15 protein-coding genes and 1 tRNA gene are annotated in these 18,206 nt (G+C 55.6%); 10 read left to right on the top strand and 6 right to left on the bottom strand.

What is annotated here, in order from left to right; genetic code table 11:
• Positions 1-44: 44 nt before the first annotated feature.
• From GOW93_RS00315 to cls, 4 genes are all read left to right on the top strand, one after another.
• Positions 45-1,121, top strand: coding sequence for an AI-2E family transporter (locus GOW93_RS00315; RefSeq protein WP_170381077.1), 1,077 nt, complete (start codon positions 45-47; stop codon positions 1,119-1,121).
• Positions 1,122-1,334: 213 nt separating this feature from the next.
• The gene (locus tag GOW93_RS00310; protein WP_174818966.1) at positions 1,335-2,936 is read left to right on the top strand and encodes an arylsulfatase; all 1,602 of its coding nucleotides are present in this window, start codon (positions 1,335-1,337) and stop codon (positions 2,934-2,936) included.
• A gap of 63 nt (positions 2,937-2,999) precedes the next feature.
• On the top strand, positions 3,000-3,974 hold the full coding sequence (locus GOW93_RS00305; protein WP_170381076.1) for an HAD family hydrolase: 975 nt from the start codon (positions 3,000-3,002) through the stop codon (positions 3,972-3,974).
• A gap of 23 nt (positions 3,975-3,997) precedes the next feature.
• Positions 3,998-5,410: a cardiolipin synthase gene (gene cls / locus GOW93_RS00300; protein WP_170381075.1), complete on the top strand. Its 1,413-nt coding sequence runs from the start codon at positions 3,998-4,000 to the stop codon at positions 5,408-5,410.
• Here cls and GOW93_RS00295 read toward each other — a convergent pair.
• Positions 5,407-5,841 (bottom strand): ion channel, encoded by a 435-nt coding sequence (locus tag GOW93_RS00295; RefSeq protein WP_170381074.1) that lies wholly within the window; start codon positions 5,839-5,841, stop codon positions 5,407-5,409. The two genes, cls and GOW93_RS00295, sit on opposite strands and share 4 nt — an antisense overlap.
• Positions 5,842-5,994: 153 nt before the next feature.
• On the opposite strand from GOW93_RS00295, the gene GOW93_RS00290 reads away from it, so the two are divergent.
• From GOW93_RS00290 to GOW93_RS00280, 3 genes are read left to right on the top strand one after another with little or no spacing between them, the layout of a single operon-like run.
• Positions 5,995-6,642 carry an ABC transporter ATP-binding protein gene (locus GOW93_RS00290; RefSeq protein WP_170381073.1) on the top strand — a complete coding sequence of 216 codons (648 nt, stop codon included), beginning with the start codon at positions 5,995-5,997 and terminating at the stop codon, positions 6,640-6,642.
• Complete coding sequence (locus GOW93_RS00285; protein ID WP_170381072.1) at positions 6,639-9,053, top strand: ABC transporter permease; 2,415 nt, start codon at positions 6,639-6,641, stop codon at positions 9,051-9,053. The genes GOW93_RS00290 and GOW93_RS00285 overlap by 4 nt, the downstream gene beginning before the upstream one ends.
• Positions 9,043-10,083, top strand: coding sequence for a lipocalin-like domain-containing protein (locus GOW93_RS00280; protein WP_170381071.1), 1,041 nt, complete (start codon positions 9,043-9,045; stop codon positions 10,081-10,083). Before GOW93_RS00285 ends, GOW93_RS00280 begins: the two co-directional genes overlap by 11 nt.
• A gap of 2 nt (positions 10,084-10,085) precedes the next feature.
• Here the strand turns inward: GOW93_RS00280 and GOW93_RS00275 are convergent, their stop codons facing one another.
• From GOW93_RS00275 to GOW93_RS00265, 3 genes are all read right to left on the bottom strand, one after another.
• Entirely contained in the window at positions 10,086-10,517 is a 432-nt protein-coding gene (locus tag GOW93_RS00275) for a universal stress protein (protein WP_170381070.1), read from the bottom strand.
• The gene (locus GOW93_RS00270; protein ID WP_170381069.1) at positions 10,514-13,123 is read right to left on the bottom strand and encodes a TRAP transporter permease; all 2,610 of its coding nucleotides are present in this window, start codon (positions 13,121-13,123) and stop codon (positions 10,514-10,516) included. The genes GOW93_RS00275 and GOW93_RS00270 overlap by 4 nt, the downstream gene beginning before the upstream one ends.
• A gap of 103 nt (positions 13,124-13,226) precedes the next feature.
• Positions 13,227-14,195: a TAXI family TRAP transporter solute-binding subunit gene (locus GOW93_RS00265; RefSeq protein WP_170381068.1), complete on the bottom strand. Its 969-nt coding sequence runs from the start codon at positions 14,193-14,195 to the stop codon at positions 13,227-13,229.
• Positions 14,196-14,571: 376 nt separating this feature from the next.
• On the opposite strand from GOW93_RS00265, the gene GOW93_RS00260 reads away from it, so the two are divergent.
• Positions 14,572-16,065, top strand: a complete 1,494-nt coding sequence (locus GOW93_RS00260; protein ID WP_170381067.1) for a BCCT family transporter — start codon at positions 14,572-14,574, stop codon at positions 16,063-16,065.
• A 120-nt stretch (positions 16,066-16,185) separates the two neighbouring features.
• Here the strand turns inward: GOW93_RS00260 and GOW93_RS00255 are convergent.
• A tRNA-Leu gene (locus GOW93_RS00255) sits at positions 16,186-16,271 on the bottom strand.
• 145 nt (positions 16,272-16,416) lie between these two features.
• Here GOW93_RS00255 and GOW93_RS00250 point away from each other — a divergent pair.
• Entirely contained in the window at positions 16,417-16,995 is a 579-nt protein-coding gene (locus GOW93_RS00250) for a YqaA family protein (RefSeq protein ID WP_170381066.1), read from the top strand.
• Positions 16,992-17,459 (top strand): disulfide bond formation protein B, encoded by a 468-nt coding sequence (locus GOW93_RS00245; RefSeq protein ID WP_170381065.1) that lies wholly within the window; start codon positions 16,992-16,994, stop codon positions 17,457-17,459. The genes GOW93_RS00250 and GOW93_RS00245 overlap by 4 nt, the downstream gene beginning before the upstream one ends.
• Here the strand turns inward: GOW93_RS00245 and GOW93_RS00240 are convergent.
• Positions 17,456-18,043: an HNH endonuclease gene (locus GOW93_RS00240; protein ID WP_170381064.1), complete on the bottom strand. Its 588-nt coding sequence runs from the start codon at positions 18,041-18,043 to the stop codon at positions 17,456-17,458. The genes GOW93_RS00245 and GOW93_RS00240 overlap by 4 nt on opposite strands.
• Positions 18,044-18,206: the final 163 nt, after the last annotated feature.

Here is an 18,206-nt window from a genome sequence, read left to right as displayed (position 1 = left end):
ATCAACTATACGCGCGACGCGCAGTTCCTGACACAGGCCAACCAATGAAACTGGATAATGACACCATCGCAGAACCCTTAAAGCTTAGGCTTTCAGTTGTGCGGGACATTTCGATTGTCGCGACACTTGTCGTACTGGGGCTGTATGCTGGCTCCGCGTTTCTGATCCCGCTGACGATGGCTCTGCTAATCAATGTCCTGATTATCGCGCTGAGTGACAGGATCATTGCTCTGACCCGCGCGCCTGTTTGGTTGGCCAATATCGCAGGTGTAACGGTCGTTTTAGCCGGACTTTTTGTCATCATGTATATTTTGGGAAGCCAGGCGACCCAGTTTGCCAGAACGATCGGCACCTACGAAGACCAGTTCGACGACACGGTGAACCGAGTCACTGGTTTAGTGGGTAATGATGTAACCAAATTTATTCGTGACAACCTGATCAATATCGACATGTCTTACGTTGCGCGTGTTCTGCTTGGCAGTGCTACGTCCTTGCTGAACCAGTTCTTTCTGATCAGCCTCTATGTCGCCTTCCTCATGGCCGAGCGGCTGGCCTTTCGCAAAAAAATACAGTTGGCCGCAGGTGATCCCAAAGCTGGTATTGAATTCGCGGCCATTCTGGATGCCATCTCGTTCAGCCTGCAACGATATGTTGGCGTAAAGACGCTGATCAGTTTGATAACCGCGGGTATCAGTTACTCGGTCTTCAAAGTGCTGGGTTTGGAGTTTGCTGAGACCTGGGCGGTTCTGACCTTTGCCCTGAATTTCATACCATCCATCGGCTCGATAATCGCGGTGATTTTCCCATCGATGATTGCACTTGTTCAATTTGAAAGTATTGGGCCGTTCCTCGTCATCATCCTTGGCTGCGGGACCATCCAATTCCTGATTGGCAACTTCCTGGACCCTGCTTTTTTGGGCCGATCTCTGAATATGTCGACTTTCTTGGTCATTCTTGCCCTGATGTTCTGGACGACGATCTGGGGCCTTATCGGAGCTTTTCTGAGCGTCCCATTGACCGTTTGCATCCTGATCGTATTCAGCCACATCCCAGCCCTTCGCCCCATCGCGATCCTGATGTCGCTGGATGGTCGACTGGGGGACGATCAGGGCCCAGATTAAAGATCTGCGCAAAAGGTGAAGAGTTCAGTCCGCACTGTATATTTATATTTTTATATATGTTATGAGCTTCGCCATCGAACTTTCGGTTATTTTTATTTGAGGTTCCCGTATAACGCGAATAACTATTTGGGGATCAGCGGTTTACGACGGTGAAAATTCACCGTTCCTGCTTTGAAAGCGGCCTCTAATGGCCTGTATTTTTAGGAGCTTTCTATGTTACCACCTGACTCTAGCATACCAAAATGGATATCTAAACTTGCGGCGGTCACTTTCGCCGCCTGTATTGCAATCCCCGCATGGGCGCAGGATCAAAAACCCAATATCCTTGTCATTTGGGGCGATGATATCGGTCAGTCCAACATCTCGGCCTATACGATGGGCCTTATGGGCTACAGGACCCCAAATATCGACCGAGTAGCCAATGAAGGCATGATCTTTACGGACTATTACGGCGAGCAATCCTGCACTGCGGGGCGGTCCTCATACATCATGGGACAGTCTGTATTCCGAACCGGTTTGTCCAAAGTGGGCCTGCCCGGTGCAAAAGAAGGCATGCAGATCGAAGACCCCACAATCGCGGGGCTGCTGAAAGACCACGGCTACGTCACCGGTCAATTTGGCAAAAACCATCTTGGTGACCGGGATGAGCATCTTCCGACAAACCACGGGTTTGATGAGTTTTTCGGAAATCTGTATCACTTGAACGCCGAAGAAGAGCCTGAGCATGAAGATTACCCGGGCGATGCTATTCTGCCGGATGGGCGTACCTTCCGCGACGCCTACGGCCCACGCGGAGTCATTCATTCAACCGCGGGCGGCCCGATCGAGGACACCGGCCCCCTGACCCGCAAACGCATGGAAACAGTGGATCAGGAAACGCTTGAGGCCGCGATTGAATTTATCCGCGAGGCCAACCAGAATGGTACACCCTTCTATGTCTGGTGGAACGGCACCCGGATGCATTTCCGCACCCATGTCAAAGATGAGATGCGCGCACAGGCCAATGAGATCATCGGTGGTCCTGCCGATGAATACACTGCTGGCATGATCGAACATGACATACAGGTAGGTGAACTTCTTGATCTGCTGGATGAACTGGGCATCGCTGACAATACAATTGTCCATTACTCAACCGACAACGGCCCCCATTACAACACCTGGCCCGACGCCGCCTCGACCCCGTTTTGGGGCGAAAAGAATACCAACTGGGAAGGTGGCTGGCGGGTGCCCTCGATGGTGCGCTGGCCGGGCAAGATCGAGGCCGGTTCAGTCATGAATGAAATCGTTCACCACATGGATTGGCTGCCGACCTATCTGGCCGTTGCCGGTGATCCTGAGATCAAAGACAAATTGATGGCAGGATATTCCTCGCCTGCGATGGGCCGCGACTACAAGGTTCACCTGGATGGCTACAACATTCTGCCATTGCTGACGGGTGAAACTACAGAAAGCCCACGTCGCGAGATCTTTTATTTCACCGATGACGGCGACCTGTCTGCGCTGCGCTTTGATGATTGGAAACTGATCTTCCTTGAGCAGAAAGCTTGGTCGACCTTCCGCGCCTGGATGGAGCCTTTCACCGAGCTGCGTGTACCAATCATCGTGAATTTACGCCGTGACCCATACGAACGTGGCTACCGCACGTCAAATACCTATTACGACTGGATACTTGATCGTGCATATTTCTTGGTGCCCGCTCAGCAATATGTTGGGAATTTCCTGACCACCTTCCAGGAATTTCCACCACGCCAGAAGGCGGCCAGTTTCAGCCTGGACCAGGTCATGCAGAAACTGTCCACGCCCTCCGCCCACTAACTGATAAGACCAGAGGCCGCTGTTCCCTGCGGCCTCTGCCATTTCAAATCAGGATATTTGGACATGCTGCGCATCATTATCGCCCTGTTCTTTTTGGCAGCCCCGTTGCTGGCCGTAGCCGATCCATTGCCAAGCTGGAAAGACACCGAAAACCGCGACCGCATCATTGCGTTTGTTGAGATGGTGACGGACCCGGAAAGCGTGGATTACGTCACTCCGGCGGCGCGTGTCGCCGTCTTTGACAACGATGGAACCCTCTGGGCTGAACAGCCTGTGTATTTTCAGCTGACCTTCGCGATGGAGCGCCTCGCGGAACTGGCCAAGGCCGACCCGTCGATCTTGACTACTCCGACATTAGAGGCCGCTGCAAATGGAGATTTAAATGCCTTGGTCGAGGGTGGGCACGACGCCCTGATCGAGGTATTGGACGCCACTCATTCCGGCATCAGCGTGGAAGAATTCAAAACAATAGCCGCCGGTTGGCTGAACACAGCCCGCCATCCGGCTACTGATCTACCTTATGATCAGATGACTTATCAGCCGATGGTCGAGTTGCTGCGTTATCTCAGGGACGAGGGGTTCAAAACCTATATCGTGTCAGGCGGTGGTCTGCACTTTATGCGCGTTTTCGCAGAAGACGCCTATGGCATCCCGCCTGAGCAGGTTTTGGGCACATACGCGGCGGCAACCTACGAAACCTCCGATGGTGCGCCAGCCATCATCAAGGCACCCGGCATCGCCTTCATAGACGACAAAGAAGGCAAACCAATCAATATCGAACGTACAATTGGAAGACGGCCGATTCTGGCAGTGGGAAACTCGGATGGTGACTTTGCCATGCTCGAATGGACAACTGCCGGGCATGGGCCGCGTCTTGGTGTTTTGATCCACCACACCGATGCCGAACGCGAATGGGCCTATGACCGCGAAAGCCACATTGGAAAATTGGTCGACGGGTTGGACAAAGGCCCGGATCTGGGCTGGATCATCGTAGATATGGCGCAAGACTGGGATCGCATCTACACTGGGGGTGAATAAATCACTCAGAGACTGATAACCCCATGTGGACATTACTTGTTTCCGCGGCCGTCTTTTTTCTCTACGCGACGGCATTGGTCTTTGCGATCCGGGCCGCGCAGACCGCGCGCACACCACAGGGCGCGGTTGGATGGGTGGTGTTTCTGATCTCGGTGCCGATGTTCGGAGTACCGTTGTATCTGTTTCTCGGGCACCATCGATTTCGGGGTTATCGCATCGCCCGCAAGCACAGCGAGCGGGTCGTGGAGGGCATCAAGAGTTTCGCGGATTTCTCAAAGCCCGATCTTGAGAAGATGTCGATCAACCCCCGCCCCTTTGAAGCCCTTGCGCATCTGCCTGTGTCACGCGGCAACGGGGCCGAACTGCTGATCGACGGCGAGGCAACTTTCGACTCAATATTCGAGGCAATAGACACCGCACAAAGCTATATCCTGATCCAATTCTACATTGTCCGTGATGACTCTCTGGGCAAGGAGTTGAAATCCAGGCTGATAGAAGCCGCGAAACGCGGTGTTTCTGTCCGCTTCATGACCGATGCTGTAGGCAGTTACGGCCTCCCGACGGCATATCTTGAATCCTTGCGCGGCGCTGGCGTCGTGATTGCCAACCCACGCGACCGGCGCGGTCCTCAGCACCGCTTTCAGCTCAATTACCGCAATCACCGCAAGACTGTGATCATTGATGGTGAGACCGGATTTATCGGTGGCCACAATGTAGGTGTCGAATATCTGGGTCAGAGCAGCCATTTCGGCCACTGGCGCGACACTCATTTAAAAATGACCGGGCATATCGTCCGGCAATTACAGTTGATCTTTGTAGAAGACTGGCACTGGGCGCATGAAGAAGATCTGATCGACCAATTGAGCTGGGCCGGGTCGGAATCCGAACAGGACATGAACGCGCTGTTGGTTGCGACCGGGCCCGGGGATGATACCGAAACCGGCGCGATGATGTTCTTCTCGGCAATCACTGCAGCTAGGAAGCGAATTTGGATCGCATCGCCATATTTCGTGCCGGATATCGATGTCATGACCGCCTTACAGCACGCGGCCTTACGTGGTGTCGATGTGCGTATTCTTGTACCGGACGTGATCGATCACCGGCTGCCCTGGCTGGCCGCCTATGCCTATTTCGATGAAATCCGGGACTGCGGCGCACGGATATTTCGCTATACCAATGGCTTTATGCATCAAAAAGCGTTTGTGGTCGATGACACCCTGGCTGCCGTGGGCACTACTAATCTGGACAACCGTTCATTCCGGCTGAATTTCGAAGCGATGGCGCTGTTTTTCGACCCACGCGCGGCTGAAGCCTTGGAAAAAATGCTGAACGCAGATTTTGATTGCAGCTATGAGCTGACTCGAAACCTGTCCGAACAACCACCCTACATCCGCTTTGGCTCACCTCTGGCGAGGCTGTTTGCACCGATCCTCTAAGAGATCAGCTCTTCCTTGAAGACTTGCGTCATCAGCGCAACCATGAACGCCGTAGACAATCCAAACGCCAATAAGCCGGTGACCGAGGCGAAGGCCCCGAAAATTCGTAGATCCTCGCCCAGAACGATATCGCCGTAACCCAGTGTCGTGAAGGTCACCAACGAGAAATACAGCGCCGTATTCCAGTCGGTCAGAACATCACCAAACACCCAGACAATAGCCCATAGCCAGACTTGGAACGTGTGAATGGCCACGATAAAGCCAAGCGCCAGACAGATCGGCGCAGCAATCGTAAAGAACCTTTTGGCGTTTTCCAGTCGCAGGGTCAGTTCCCGCACCAGCTGTGTGCACCACGTCAGCAGGATAATCTCGAACAGAAAGCAGATGCCCAGATAAATACTGCCCCAAATGATCTGGTTTGCCAAAGTCATAGAATTCATATCCCTGTTCGGAGAAGTCCCGCAACAATGGCCGCTTAGCAGGCAAAGGACAAGGCTGCGACGAATGGAAAAGAATGCGCGTTGGTGCTGGACTCTGGCGGGTGGCGTTGCACATTGTGGCAGGCACTGTCCAAGGAAAACTGTATGTTGCTGAACATCGACAAGGTCCAGAAATCCTATCCCGGTGGACGCCCGGTTCTTCGGGATGTGTCGTTGACACTGGATCACGGGCAGACTCTGGCCTTGACCGGGGAAAGCGGCAGCGGCAAAAGCACACTGTTAAACCTCACCGCCGCGCTGGACAGCTTTGACGGGGGTGAGATCACGCTGGATGGAACCGCCCTGTCACCACTGGATGACGCCGGCCGGGCAGCTATGCGTCGACGCAGCGTGTCTTTGGTGTTTCAGCAGTTCAATCTGATCCCATCGCTTACCGTTGGACAGAACCTGTCATTCCACGCTCGACTGGCAGACCGAGAGGATGTCGATTGGACCGCTCGGCTGGCCGAGCGGCTCGGCCTGTCCGATTTGCTATCTCGCTACCCCGAGAGCTTATCCGGAGGCCAACAGCAGCGCGTTGCCATCGGTCGCGCAATGGCCCCTCGGCCCAAACTGCTGCTTGCGGATGAGCCGACCGGAAATCTGGATGAAACCGCCAGCACCAATGTGCTGGATCTGATGCTTTCGCTGGTTGCCGAGACTGGGGCTGCACTATTGCTTGTCACCCATTCGCATGACATCGCGGCTCGGCTCGACCGGCACGCGCATCTCTCTGGTGGTCACATCACATGACCCGAACGGTCATACAGGCGTTGGTATCGCATTGGCGGCGTCACTGGCTGCAACTGGCGACCCTGTTGATTGGCATCGCGCTGGCGACGGGTTTGTGGTCGGCGGTGCAGGCCATCAACACCGAGGCGCGGGCCAGCTATCAACGGGCTAGCGATCAGCTAGCGTTGGGTTTGTTTGATGAACTGCGCGATCCTACTGGCCCGATCTCGCTTGACCGTTATGTTGTTCTGCGCCGCGCTGGGTGGCAAGTCGCAGCAGTGCTGGAGGGGCCTTTGCGGATCTCCGGGCGAACTGTGCAGGTGATGGGCGTCGATATGGTCGCCTATCCCGCTCTGCCCGCCATGACGCAGATGGAGCAAAGCGACACGCCCCCTGATCCGGCCGATGTGCTGACAGCCCCCGGGCGCCTGCAGGCCAAACCTGATTTGGCTGCGTTACTGTACGCGCACCCCAATCTGCCTCCGATCTTGGAATCGGACGCAGTCCCGCCCGACCTGATCCTGACTGACATCGGTGTCGCCGAGATCCTTCTGGACAAGCCCGGACAAATCTCGCGACTGATCGTTTTACCGGACCAACCGCGTGATGTGCCTCCGCTCTCTGAGATCACGCCAGAACTGCAGCGGATCGAGGCATCAACCCAACTAAACGCTGAACGGTTGACGGACAGTTTTCACCTGAACCTGACGGCCTTTGGCCTGCTGTCCTTTGCGGTGGGTCTGTTCATCGTTCACGGAACCGTCGGTCTGGCGATGGCCCAACGGCGCGCAATGATCCGTACCATGCGCGCGCTGGGCGTTTCGATGCGCCGTCTGGTTTGGACCATCACTGCCGAACTTGCCCTGCTGGCGCTCATCGGTGGAACACTTGGGCTGATCCTTGGCTTCTTTCTGGCCGGAGCACTTCTACCCGATGTCGCCGCAACTTTGCGAGGGCTGTACGGCGCTCCGGTCGATGGGCAGATAAATTTACAGCCACAATGGGCATTGGCCGGACTGGCGATGGCCTTGGCCGGCACTTTGCTGGCCAGTGGACAGGCCCTGTATCGTTTGTCTCGTATGCCATTGCTGACCGGAGCAGGCTTACAAGCTTGGCGCGTGTCGGGCTCTAGCCACCTGACCACAGGCCTGATCGGAATTGGCTTGATCGTAGGCGGCTTTGCCATTGGCCATACCATCGACAGCCTCGTCGCCGGATTTGCCATGGTCGGCGGCGTTCTGACCGGTTCGGCATTGATCTTGCCTTACTTGTTGTCCTTTGCCCTTTCGACATTTCAACATCGGGCCAAGGGGCCTTTGGCTCAATGGATCTGGGCCGATATGCAAGCGCAACTGCCGGGCTTGTCTCTGGCCCTGATGGCGCTTTTACTGGCGCTGGCTGCGAATATTGGCGTTGGCACCATGGTGTCGAGCTTTCGTCTGACCTTTGTTGGATGGCTGGATCAACGCTTGACGTCCGAGTTGTATGTGACCGCAACAGACAACCAGCAGGGCCAGCAGATCGCAGAGTGGCTGGACCCGCAAGTCGATGCGGTCTTGCCAATCCGCAGCGTTGAACTGACGCACGAAACCGGGCCGCTGTTCCTTTATGGGGTTGTTGATCATCAAGCATACCGCGACCACTGGCCGCTGATCGCCTCGTCGGAAGGCGTTTGGGATCGGGTGTTGGCGGGTGAAGCGATATTGGTTAACGAACAGCTCGCCCGTCGCGGAAACCTGTGGCCAGGGGATGAGGTAACCTTAAGAGAAGGTGATACGTTGACTATATCGGGCGTCTATTCAGACTATGGCAACCCGACCGGTCAGGCGATCGTCTCGATGCCGCAATTGGACCGGATCGCGCCCGGGGCCGACACGCGCCGGTTTGGCATACGCCTGTCACCGGCGGCTGCCACCGAAATGGCCCAGGCATTGCGCGACCGGTTTGGCCTGCCCCGTCAGGCTGTTGTGCAACAGGCGGCCATGAAAGCACAGTCGCTCACGATCTTTGACAAGACCTTTGTGGTCACTTCGGCGCTGAACGTCCTGACATTGGGGGTCGCTGGCTTTGCCATTCTGACCAGCCTGTTGACGTTGTGGACCCAGCGCCTGCCACAGATCGCGCCGGTTTGGGCGCTTGGCCTGACACGGGCTCAGCTTGCACGGCTGGAAATGCTTCGTAGCGTTTTGTTGGCAGCGCTGACCGCTGTTCTGGCCTTGCCTTTGGGGCTGGTTCTGGCTTGGGCTTTGTTGGCGGTGATCAACGTACAGGCCTTTGGCTGGCGTTTACCGATGTTCCTTTTCCCGATGGACTGGGCCTATCTGTTTCTCCTGACCCTGCTCGCCGCTTTGGTTGCCGCAGCCTTGCCGGCGCTACGGCTATTGCGCCTTCCACCTGCTGATTTGTTAAGGGTGTTTGCCAATGAACGTTAAATCCTGGCTTTTTACTCTTCTCATGCTTTTGCCCACCCCCATGCACGCACAAGGCTATGCAAATCTGGGCGGTTCTGCTGAAGGGTTTGAAATCCCTCAACCCGGCCATAAGTTCGAATTTCCACGGGATCACGGGCCGCATCCCGCCTTTCGGATCGAGTGGTGGTATCTGACCGCCAATCTGACCGGCGAGGATGAACGTGATTATGGCATCCAGTGGACGCTGTTCCGATCAGCCCTGAAACCAACCGAGGTCGAAGGTTGGCAAAGCCCGCAGCTGTGGATGGGACATGCGGCCATAACCACACCGGAAACGCACTACTTTGCCGAGCGCCTGTCGCGCGGGGGAATCGGACAAGCTGGTGCGAAAGCTGAACCTTTTGAGGCCTGGATTGACGAGTGGTATATGCGCGGGCCAGACCTCAGCGCCTTGTCTCTCTCCGCCAGCGGTGCCGAGTTCGCCTATGACCTAACTTTAAACGCACAAGGTCCGTTTGTTTTTCACGGAGACGACGGATACTCGGTCAAATCCGCTGATGGGCAGGCCAGCTATTACTATTCCCAACCTTTCTACGAGATCGACGGTGTGTTGCAATTGCCCGATGGCGACGTCGCAGTCACCGGTCAAGGCTGGCTGGACCGCGAGTGGTCTTCGCAACCTTTGGCAGCCGATCAAAGCGGATGGGACTGGTTCTCACTCAGCTTTGACAGCGGGGACAAGCTGATGGCCTTTCGCCTGCGCGGAGAACGCAGAGATTTCACGGCCGCCACATGGATCAGCGCGGATGGAACCGCAACGCCACTACCGGACGGTTCGACTAGCTTTTCGCCTTTGTACACGGCGGAAGTAGCCGGGCGAGATGTGCCTGTGCAATGGCGCGTGTCTCTGCCAGACAAGAATTTGGATATTGAGGTATCAGCCATCACACCTGACGCGTGGATGGCCACAAGGTTTGAATATTGGGAAGGTCCCGTGAAGGTATCCGGCAGCCACACGGGCCGCGGATACCTTGAGATGACGGGCTACTGATCCTAACGCACGACGTAGACGGACACAGTGGAATGCCGGACAACCCGTGCGGCATTCGGGCCAAGCAGGTAATCCTTGAGGTCCGGCTTATGAGCACCAATCACGATAAGATCGCTGTTGGCGCTTTCAGCCGTTTTCAGAATTTCCTGATACGCAGTACCAGTGGCAACGACGTGACGAATTTTTTCGTTCCGTTCGGCGCCCAAAGTCGTGTTGCAAAGCTCAGTCAGTTTAGACTGGGCCTCTTCTAACGCTTTTTCGTGGAAGTCCGGCTCGAAAAAGCCGGACACCCAACTTTCACCGAAATCTGGTAGTACGGTTACCACGTCCAACTGTGCGTCGTCCTGATCCGCCAAAGCGGCCGCCGTTTTCAACACATTCACATCCAGATCGCCGTTGCTGATATCTAAAGCACAAAGAACAGAGTTTGTCATGCGGGCACCTCTTGTCTGGCGGCACGGCCGCGTTGCAGAAAGGCGATCAGACCCAGCAGGATCATCGCGGGGATATAAATTAGCTGCTTGGGCGGCTGGCTGGTCGGCAGGCTGACCGAGGTCAGACGCACGGCCTCATCCCCGTAATAGTCGAAGATATCAAGCTCATCGGCGACTGGCGTGCCAAACAGAGGTTCTTCAAGTTTGACCAGCCCGTCTTCTTCAAACAGCATTAAGCCCATTGCGTCGACGCGCGCTTCGCCGCCGTCTTCATTTCCGACGGCCACGACAACTGTGGTGTCCGTCATCTCAAGCGTATCGAAATCCGGGCCGCTGATGACCAGTCGCACTTCGGATCCCGGCGGTGTTTGCCCGACCGTTTCCACAAATGCGGACGGCTCAACCGAGGCGTAAGGCGGCGCAACGCGATCCATGAAGAAATCCGGTCGGAACAGCGCAAAGGCTACGAAGATCAGCGCAACACTTTCGTAGATGCGACTGTGGGTCAGGAAGTACCCCATAGTGCCCGCCGTAAAGACGAGAATGGCTATCGTGGCGAATATCGCGACGGTTATCCCCTCGATCCATGTCACGTCGATCAGCAGCAGATCGGTGTTGAAGATGAACACAAACGGAAGTGCCACCGTACGCAAGCTATAGAAGAACGCGGTAAAACCGGTCTTGATCGCATCACCGCCCGATACCGCGGCCGCTGCAAAACTTGCCAATCCAACCGGAGGCGTCACGTCCGCCATAATACCGAAATAGAACACGAACAGGTGCACAGCGATCAGCGGCACGATCAAACCGCTCTGAGCACCCAGCTCGACCACCACACCGGCCATAAGAGAGCTTACCACGATATAGTTCGCCGTGGTTGGCAGACCCATGCCCAATATCAGGCTCAGGATGCCAACCATGATCAGCATCAAGATAAGATTACCGCGGGACAGGAACTCGACCAGATCAGCCATCACCTGCCCTACACCGGTCAGCGTAACAGTGCCCACGATAACGCCCGCCGTGGCCGTGGCCAGCGCGATCCCGATCATGTTGCGCGCACCGTCGATCATGCCTTGCCACAGATCCGCCACCCCGTCGATGAAGCTGTTGTGCAGATTACTCTGCCCACGGAACAAAGCCTTGAGCGGTTTTTGAGTCAACAGGATCACGAACAGAAGCGCAGTCGCCCAAAAGGCTGAAAGACCCGGGGATTTCTGTTCGATCATCAAGAAATACACCAGAACGATGATCGGCAGCAGGTAATGCAACCCGGCTTTGTAGATGTCCGCGATGACGGGCAGCGTGACCTCTTTGGCATTCGGATCGTCCGGTTCAAGATCGGGCACCTGAGCAGCCAGATACAGAAGGCCCACATAGACCGCACAGACAATCAGACTAAGGATAAGCCCCGCTGACGACGGTGCCCAGTTGGACACCGCATCAACCGGGAATTGCGAGCCATAGCAAAGCCCCGCGAAAACGATGAAGAAAGACAGCATCCCCACAACTGTCCGCGCCAGATGCACGTCGCGATCACCCAACGTGGGCATATTCCGCTTCACCGCCTCTAGGTGCACGATATAGACCAGCGCGATATAGGATATCGCAGCAGGCAGAAAGGCGTGGGTGATCACCTCAACATAAGAAATGCCCACATATTCCACCATCAGGAAGGCCGCAGCCCCCATCACCGGCGGCATGATCTGCCCGTTCACGGATGACGCGACCTCGACCGAGCCCGCCTGTTCGCTGGAAAATCCTACTCGCTTCATCAGTGGAATTGTGAAAGTACCTGTTGTCACAACGTTGGCGATGGACGAGCCCGAGATCAGACCGGTCGCCGCCGATCCTACAACCGCCGCCTTGGCAGGACCGCCGCGCAAGTGGCCGAGGGCACCAAAGGCCATCTTGATAAAATAGTTCCCTGCCCCGGCCTTATCCAGCAAAGCACCGAACAGAACGAACAAGAAGACGAATTTCGTGGACACACCTAAAGCGATGCCGAACACGCCCTCGGACGTGATCCACATATGGCTCATGGCTTTTTTCAGGCTGGCACCCTTCCAGCGGATAACCTCGGGCACCCACTCGGATGAGCCGAAGAATACATAAGCCAGAAAGATTGTCGCAATAATCGCCATCGCCGGGCCAAGCGCGCGACGGGCGGCTTCGAAAAGCAGGATCAGGCCGCCAAGGGCGACCCACTTGTCCATATCGTCCGCCAGACCGCCTGCATCGACGATCTTGTTGTAGAAGAAATACCCGTAAAGCGCGACAAACGCGCCCAAAAGACCCATGATCCAGTCTTGAACAGGGATGTAATTACGCGGGCTGGATTTCAGCGCCGGGTAGGCAGCGAAGGCCAGAAACATCGCAAAGGCCAGATGGAACTGGCGCGAATTGTTTACAACGCTACCGGGCAGCACATAGTTGGCCAGCGGTGAGGCTAGAACAACCTGGAAAATCGACCAGATCGCCGCCACAACGGCCAGAAAAACCCCGACATTACCGACCGGATTGCGCCCGCCCGCATCGGACGAGGCCACAAGCTCCTGCAGCTCTTCTTCGGATAGCGGACGATTGGATTGTGTGTCGGAACTCATAAAACGTCTCCCCGTCGCGGCCTTTTCCGGCCTTCTGATTCACCCGTTTTGCATGGGTTTTGGTCGCAGAGTGCCCGCCTGGGCACCCTGCATCAGGTCTGGTTTATTGAATCCAGCCTTTTTCCTTATAGTACTTTTCGGCACCCGGATGCAGCGGAGCCGACAGGCCGTCCGCGATCATCTCTTCGGGCTTGAGGTTGGCAAAAGCAGGGTGCAGCTTTTTGAAGTCGTCGAAGTTTTCGAAGACCGAGCTGACAACCGCATAAACCGCATCTTCCGATACATCTGCCGAGGTCACAAAGGTTGCGCCCACGCCAAAGGTTGCGGTGTCACCGTCCGAACCGCGATACATACCACCTGGGATGGTCGCGGTGCGATAGAACGAGTTGTCGCCCACCAGCTTGTCAACCGCGTCGCCGCTGACGTTTACCAGAACCGAGTCACAAGCAGTGGTCGCTTCTTGAATCGAACCCGACGGGTGACCCACTGTGTAAACCATCGCGTCGATCTGGTTGTCGCACAGCGCAGCCGACTGTTCAGCCGCCTTCAGCTCGGTCGCCAGTTCGAAATCATCGGTGGTCCACCCCATTTCGCCCAACAGCACCTCCATGGTGCCGCGCTGACCGGAACCGGGGTTGCCGATGTTGACGCGCTTGCCTTTCAGGTCTTCGAAGTTCGCGATGCCGGAATCAGCACGGGCCACTACGGTGAACGGCTCAGGGTGTACAGAGAACACGGCGCGCAGGCCTTCGAAGGGGCCGGCCTCTTCGAATTTCGAGCTGCCGTTATACGCGTGGTACTGCCAGTCTGACTGCGCCACACCGAATTCCAGCTCACCTTCGCGGATGGTGTTGATGTTGTAGACAGAACCGCCGGTTGATTCGACCGAGCAGCGCACGCCGTGCTCTTTACGGCCTTTATTGACCAGACGGCAGATTGCGCCGCCAGTCGGATAATAAACACCGGTCACACCGCCTGTGCCGATGGTGATGAATTCTTCCGCATACGCTGCCGGAGCCATAAGGGCCGCGGTGACGACCGCGCCGAGGCTAAGCTTGCTGCTGTTTTTCATTTTTGAGAACTCCCAACTCTTATTGTGGATGGGAAACCGATCAGCTGCCCCACCCAAGGGGCATTGCCGGTACGGCAAACGGACCCGCTTTACAGGTCAAGCATCTGAATTTTAAAAGTCTCCCAACATATTCGACGTTTCATTCAGACACTCTACTTGTCAACCCCCGGACATGGCAGAACCTTCCAGAGCCGCAAATCTGAGGGGTATTTGGGAAATTTCCCCCTGAATTCTGCAAAATCGACCCTCTGGCTATCCAAACAAAGCTTTTGAAACTATGCCCGACGCTAACTAATGTTATCTCAAAATGTGAATGTCTCAGGTAAGTGCCGAACTGCAAAAGAATTATTTTGCGATCCAATATAGGTGATCATTGATGAAACCTGCTTCTCCAAGCCCTTTGCTTCTTATCGCCTTGGCTATCAGCGCCGCAATTGCGGCCTGGGGCATTGCCGACCCGCAGGGCCTAGGGCGCCTAGCCTCATCGGCAGTGGCCACGCAATTCAACAGCCGTGGCTGGTTCATTATGCTCGAAGTCAGCGGTTTGTTGTTCGTCTCTCTATATCTGGCGCTGTCCCGTTACGGTGACATTCGCCTTGGACCCGACGGCGCCAAACCAGAATTTTCAACCCCGGCCTGGATTGCAATGTTGTTTGCAGCAGGGATGGGGGTTGGATTGTTGTTTTACGGCGCAGCAGAACCCCTGACCCATTTCGAAGTGCTTCGCCAATACAGTTCTGATCCAGTGGCTGCCAGTCATGCCCTGTTTGTGACCTACTTGAACTGGGGCTTCCACGCCTGGGCCATTTACGCAATCGTTGGGCTGGTCATCGCTTATTTTGCCTATCGTCGCCAGCGTACATTACTACTGAGCGCTCCTTTGACCGATACCCTGGGCGAAGCGCGCTGGACCAAAGTATTGGGCTGGATTTTCGACCTGCTTTCCATTGTTGCCATTGCCGTGGGGTTGGCTGGGTCCATGGCGATGGGCGTATTCCAGATTCAAACCGGTTTGGCCGGGCTGATCGGCGTCGACTCGCCGGGTGTTCTGACCCTGCCCGTTTTTGCACTGCTATGTATTGCCTACATCATCCCCTTGCGGCGCGACCTTGGCGAAGGGATGTCGCGGCTGTCAAACATAGCCATGCTGATTGCTGTTGGAATGATGGTTTATCTTCTGATCCTTGGCCCCACCTCGTTCCTGATGGACGGTATCGTTTCAGGTTTTGGACGCTACCTGTTCGGTGTGTTGCCTGCAGGGTTTTCAACTGCCGAGTTCTTTGATGAACTTCTGATCGACTGGTTTCACGGCTGGACGCTGAACTACATGATTTGGTGGTTGGCATGGTCGCCCTTCGTAGGAATTTTCATCGCACGGATTTCGCGCGGGCGGACAATCCGAGAGTTTCTGTTCGGCGTCATCGTCGCCCCCACTCTGTTCTCGATCCTATGGTTCGGAATTTTCGGAGGTCTAGGATTTTTCGATGTGCTGCGACAGGAGGGTACTCTGTCCGCCGTCAACGCAGAAAACTTGGACGCAACAACCTTTGCCTTGCTCAAAAAATTCCCACTGGGTGGTATCACGCAAACCGCAACCATACTGGCCGCGTTCCTGTTCGTGGTGACCAGCGTCGTCAGCGCCGGTTTCACCCTTGCAATGATCGGCAGCGGAGGAGACGACAACCCTTCGCCGCGTGTCCGAACAATCTGGGGCGTCATACTGGGCGCTTTGGGCCTGGCGATGATTCTGGTCGGCGATATCTCATTGGTCAGATCGATCATCGCACTGTCCGCCATGGCCTTCGTCTTTATCGTACCTGTCCTTGTGGTTTGCCTTATCAAAAGCCTGTCACGGGAGGACCGGACATGAGCGGACAATTCATCGATACAATGCTGAACCTCAGCGTATTCGCCTATATCGGTTTCCTGATTTGGCTGAGCTTGCGGCGTGACCCGTAACCATGCCACGTTTTCACGTCATTGTCTGAGGTGGTGCCCAAGGAGAGACTCGAACTCTCACGCCCGTGAAGGCGGGGGATTTTGAATCCCCTGCGTCTACCATTCCGCCACTTGGGCCACGAACACTGAATTAGCGCCCATCATCGGGAAGGTCCAGAGGCAAAAACCAACCCAAATCCACTTTGTTTTCACAGCAGTGCTTGACGCCCTTCTGGGTGCATGGTTTGGCTGGCCCTACGGCAAATCAGGATTTTAGCACCGAATGTTGCGATCGCTCTATGACTGGACCATCCGTCTGGCTGAACACCCGCATGCCCTGTGGGCGCTGGCTGTTGTGGCCTTTGTTGAAAGCTCGTTCTTCCCGATTCCACCTGATGTCCTGATGATTCCGATGATCCTTGCCCGCCCGTCACGCGCCTGGCTTATTGCAACAGTTGCTCTGGTCGCTTCCGTGCTTGGTGGCCTGTTGGGTTATGCCATCGGTGCGTTTTTCTATGAAAGCATTGGGCAGCCGATTCTGGAGTCCATGGGCAAGGCGCATGCGATGGAGGAGTTCAACACCCGCTTCAACGACTTCGGCTTCTGGGCCGTACTGGGCGCTGGCGTAACCCCCTTCCCCTACAAGGTCATAACCATCATGTCCGGCTGGACCGGAATGCCGTTGGGTACGTTTATCGCCACTTCTATTCTGGCACGCGCCCTTCGGTTTTTCCTTGTGGCTGGCCTGCTTTGGAAGTTTGGTGAGCCTATCCGTGACTTCATCGAAAAACGGTTGGGCCTGATGTTCACCTTGTTCATCATCCTGCTGTTTGGCGGTTTTCTAGTGGTGAAATACCTATGATACGAAAAAACACTCTGGTCTTGATTGCTGCTGGTGGTTCTGCGGCAATGCTACTTGGCGCGTGGGGTTTCCAGCACCTTGGTGGAATGGCTCCTTGCAAAATGTGCATCTGGCAGCGTTATCCGCACGGTGCCGCCGTTGTGATTGGAGCCTTAGCGCTGGTTTTGCCGCGCGTGAACCTATTGCCATTGCTTGGTGCGCTAGCCGCGCTGACAACGGCAGTCATCGGTGTATTCCACGCTGGGGTTGAACTGAAATGGTGGGAAGGCCCTACCAGCTGCACCTCGGGAGATATTGGCGGCCTGTCGACGCAGGAATTGATGGACCAGATTATGTCTGCCCCGCTTGTGCGCTGCGATGAAATCCCGTGGGAGATGTTTGGCTTGTCCATGGCCGGATGGAACGCCGTAATTTCGGGCGGTCTGATGCTGGTCTGGCTCGCCGCGTGGCGGGCGGGCCGTTAAAGCTCGTCCAACTCTGCATCCCAGTACAGAAAGTCGATCCAACTGTCATGCAGGTGGTTAGGCGGAAACTTACGACCAATGTTCCGCAACGCCTCGGCATCGGGTTGGCGCGGCGGTTTGCGCAAGGTCATCCGAGCCTGCCGCAGTGATTTTGAGCCCTTGCGCAGGTTGCACGGGCTACAGGCCGCCACCACGTTCTGCCAGCTTGTAACACCACCTGCAGCGCGGGGAACCACGTGGTCAAATGTAAGATCACCCTTGCTGCCGCAGTACTGACAGCGGAATTCGTCCCTTAGAAATAAATTAAAGCGCGTGAAGGCCACGCGCTTTCTAGGTTTTACATAATCTTTGAGGACAACAACCGAGGGTATTCGTATCTCGGTACTCGGGCTTCGGACGACCTCGTCGTATTCCGCCACAATGTCCACCCTGTCCAGCCAGGCCGCCTTAATCGCCTCTTGCCACGGCCACAGGGACAGTGGGTAATAGGACAAGGGGCGATAATCGGCGTTCAAAACCAATGCCGGATGATGCTTAAGCGCACCGGGTTCCCTGACAAATTCGGTCCTGAAGTCTCCATCCATCTCAGAATCGCTCCTCGCTCTGCTCTGCCCGTTTTTGACATCAGAGCGGGGAACACCCGCCCCGGCCTTACTTTAACTATATATCGTGTTAAAACTCTGACAAGCCCTGAGTATACACAATATGTCGGGTTCTGAGTAAGCCAGATCCGTAACAGAGACATGA

The organism is Ruegeria atlantica, assembly GCF_013032455.1.
Taxonomy (GTDB): domain Bacteria; phylum Pseudomonadota; class Alphaproteobacteria; order Rhodobacterales; family Rhodobacteraceae; genus Ruegeria; species Ruegeria atlantica_B.
Note: the sequence above shows the minus strand (reverse complement) of the source record. Positions and strands in the feature narration are given on the sequence as shown.